The 1,894-nt window shown below is 62.2% G+C and carries 1 pseudogene; it reads right to left on the minus strand.

From position 1 onward, the window contains the following. Positions 1–1,894: pseudogene (locus RTW80_RS24555) on the minus strand (RHS repeat domain-containing protein); the annotation flags it as partial.

The raw sequence follows: 1,894 nt of genomic DNA on the forward strand, positions 1-1,894 counted from the left end.
TGCGGTCCGTCTTCTCCGCCAGCCTGCCGTATTCATCGTGGCGGTAGACATAGTGCGCATCTTCCGCGATGCGGTTATCCGGCCATGCCGTGAGCGTGCTGTCCGGGTGCAGTTCCGGGTCCGGCAGCCGGTTTCCTGCCGGGTCCGTCGCATACGGGATATCGATATCCAGGTTCGCCGCCGTGGTGTGGACGCCCGTCAGCCTTCCCGTGTCGCTGTAACGGTACTCCCGGCTCTCCTGCGGGCCGCTGATGCGGATTAGCTGTCCGTTGTCGTTCCAGTCGTAGTCACGGTCAAGCTGCGGAAGGTTCAGGTGCCTGCTCCGGAGCTGGCCGCTGGTATTCCAGGCGGTGGCAAGTTCATATGCCTCCCCGCCGAAGCTGCGGGCCGTCTCACGGTGCAGCCTGTCCCGCGTGTACTCGACCAGCGGTGTTCCGCCCAGCTTCATCCCCGCAAGATAACCGCTGCCATACGTCAGCCACTCCACCGGCTGCAGACCGTCCGGCTCCTGACGGGTCGCCAGCCCCTGTTCGCTGTACGCATGCCCCGTCTCATGCTCCCACAGCATCTCCCCCGTCTCCGGGTTCTCCACCGTCTGCCGTTCGCCCGTCAGGCGGCCTTTATCGTCATAGCCGTAGTGGACCGCCACACGGTGGCCTTCACTCAGGTGGCTGATTTCTGTCAGCCAGCCGTGGTCGTCATACTGCCACTGCTCCGCCGGTTCACCGTTCACCGTGCGCCGGGTGATACGGTCTGACGCATCGTAATGCCAGAGGGTGATAAGCCCCTCGTCTTCACTCTGCGTGAGTTTTCCGGTCAGGTCATACTGGTAACGTTGCGTCCGGCCGTCAAAGCCGCGCTGCTCCGTCAGCCTGTCCACCGGGTCATACCGGAACGTGGACTGGCTGCCGTTCTCGTTAGTCAGCACGGTGATGCGCCCGGCGGCGTCATACCCCATGCTGCGCGTCAGTCCACCTTCCGTCACACTCACCGGACGCCCACGTTTATCATATTCGGTGGCGCTGCGTTTACCGTCCGGTGATATCGTTGCTGTCAGGTCGCCTGCAGCGCTGTACTCATAACGGGTTTCACGCCCCTGCGCATCCTTCCGACTGATCAGTTGGCCACGCGGGTTATAACTGCTGTAAGTGCTGATGCCTTCTTCCCGGTGAACGGCGATTTGTTGACCGTACTGGTCGTACTCATACCGCGTCGTGTACCCCGAGCAGTCCGTAAAGGCCAGCAGTTGACCGTAACGGTTTCGCGTTATTCTCCGCCTCACCCCGGTTCCGTCTTCCACCGCACAGGGCAGGCCACTGCGGGAAAAATCATAAAACCAGCGCGTAATGTTACCGTTGCGCGAGGTCTCTTCTGCCAGTCGGCCCTGACGGTCATATTTCCGGCTGCTGCGTAAACCATCCGGATATGTCACTGAAGTCAGTTGCAACTGGCTGTTATAGCCATACCGCACCGTCCTGCCGTCCGGCAGTATCACTGAAGTCAGCTTTCCAGACGCCATATGCAGCCGGTACTCCGTCCGCCGCCCCGCCGCATCCGTCTGCGCCTTCAGCCTCCCCGCCTCATCATACTCGCTGCGGGTGATGCTCCCGTCGGCATGCTCCTTCTTCACCACCCGCTTCAGGCCACCCTCGCCTTCCGTGTACAGCACCTCCCGCCGGTTCAGGCTGTCCGTGATGATTACCCGGCTCTCTCCGTACTCAAAGCGGTAGTCCAGCCCCTCCGGGTTGACCTGCTCCGTCACCCGACCGGTATCATCATACCGGTAGCGGCTCTCCGGCCTCCCCGCATAATGGTGCGCCACCATCCGCCCGGCGTGCTCCGCATCATAAGTAAACCCGCGAACCTGCGTCCCGCTGCGGTCATACACCGCCCG

Origin of the sequence: Escherichia sp. AM3 (genome assembly GCF_032029835.1) — a bacterium.
In the GTDB taxonomy this organism is placed as follows: Bacteria; Pseudomonadota; Gammaproteobacteria; order Enterobacterales; family Enterobacteriaceae; genus Escherichia; species Escherichia coli.